This is a genomic window from Leptolyngbya sp. FACHB-36 (assembly GCF_014695955.1).
GTDB lineage: Bacteria > Cyanobacteriota > Cyanobacteriia > Leptolyngbyales > Leptolyngbyaceae > FACHB-36.
In genome coordinates this window covers 1-1,561 of the sequence record NZ_JACJPG010000045.1, presented here as the reverse complement: position 1 = coordinate 1,561, position 1,561 = coordinate 1, and the positions used below count along the sequence as shown (strand labels likewise).

The 1,561-nt window shown below is 56.4% G+C and carries 1 protein-coding gene and 1 pseudogene; both read left to right on the top strand.

Annotated elements, in window-relative coordinates:
* Nucleotides 1-270, top strand: a pseudogene (locus H6F43_RS00640) (sulfonate ABC transporter substrate-binding protein); the annotation flags it as partial.
* A gap of 115 nt (nucleotides 271-385) precedes the next feature.
* Nucleotides 386-1,543, top strand: coding sequence for an FMNH2-dependent alkanesulfonate monooxygenase (gene ssuD, locus H6F43_RS00635; protein WP_190340105.1), 1,158 nt, complete (start codon nucleotides 386-388; stop codon nucleotides 1,541-1,543).
* Nucleotides 1,544-1,561 lie beyond the last annotated feature (18 nt).

Here is a 1,561-nt window from a genome sequence, read left to right as displayed (position 1 = left end):
CCCGATCGCATCCAAGCCATTCTAGAAGCAACTAAGGAAGCCGATGTCTGGGCAAAAACGAACGTCACTGACGCGGCGAAACTGCTGTCGCCACAGCTAGGCATTGACGTTCCGACGCTGGAGGAAGTGCTACAGCGTCGCCCTTCAGGAATTCAGCCGATCGCCGCAGACGTTGTGAACTACCAACAGCAGGTTGCAGATACGTTTCTGCAATTAAAACTGCTGCCAAAGCCAATTCGGGTTCAGGAAGTCGCGCAAGTGGCAAAGTAGCGAGTCCGTCGTTAGCGATTAGTCGGAAGGTATCAGCTACTTCCAGGGAGATTCCAACGCTAGCCCGCCGCTAAAAACTAAAACACTAATAGCTAAAGCTTCTTGGGAGGAACGAATGCAAATTCTTTGGTTTATTCCAACACACGGTGACGGGCGATATCTGGGAACAGGGATTGGGGGACGATCGACCAGTTTTCCGTACCTGCGCCAAATCGCTCAGGCGGTCGATCACCTCGGCTACTACGGGGCGCTGTTGCCGACGGGTCGCTCCTGTGAAGATGCCTGGATTGTGGCATCCTCGCTGATGACGCACACCGAGCGGATGCGCTTTCTGGTGGCGGTGCGTCCCGGTCTTGTTTCGGCGGGTGTCGCAGCCCGGATGGCTGCTACGTTCGATCGGCTGTCTAACGGACGCTTGCTGATCAATGTCGTGACGGGCGGCGATCCGGTGGAACTTGCGGGCGACGGAGTGCATTTGAGCCATGACGATCGCTACCGCTTGACCGATGAATTTCTCACCATTTGGCGCACGATTGCCAGCGGAGAGGAAAGTAATTTCCAGGGTGAATTTCTCACCGTGCGCGGCAGCAAATTGCTATTTCCGACCGTGCAAACTCCGTATCCGCCGCTGTGGTTTGGTGGATCGTCGGCGATCGCTCAAGAGATTGCCGCGAAGCACGTCGATGTCTACCTAACGTGGGGCGAACCGCCCGCGCAGGTGGCAAAAAAAATCGAATCTGTGCGCAAATTAGCTGCTGCACAGGGACGGACGCTGCGATTTGGAATTCGACTGCATGTAGTCGTGCGCGAAACCCAATCGGCAGCCTGGGATGCAGCGCATCAATTGATTCGCTACGTGGACGAGGAGGCGATCGCGACGGCACAAGCTGCCTACGCCCGGATGGATTCCGAAGGACAACAGCGCATGACGCAGTTGCACAACGGCAGTCCGGAGGCGCTGGAAATCAGCCCAAATTTGTGGGCGGGGGTTGGGTTGGTGCGCGGCGGAGCCGGAACGGCTCTGGTGGGCGACCCAGACACCGTGGCAGCCCGAATGCTGGAGTATGCCGATTTAGGCATCGATACGTTTATTTTGTCTGGCTATCCGCACCTGGAAGAAGCCTACCGCGTGGCGGAACTGCTGTTTCCGCGCTTGCCGATCGACCACTTGCCAACCGTCGATCAACAAGTGATGTTCAGCCCATTTGGAGAAATCGTGGCGAACAATCACTTTCCCAAGCAGGGCAAAACGCCCAGTGCCACCGTGGATTAGTTGTACGAATTCGGAATC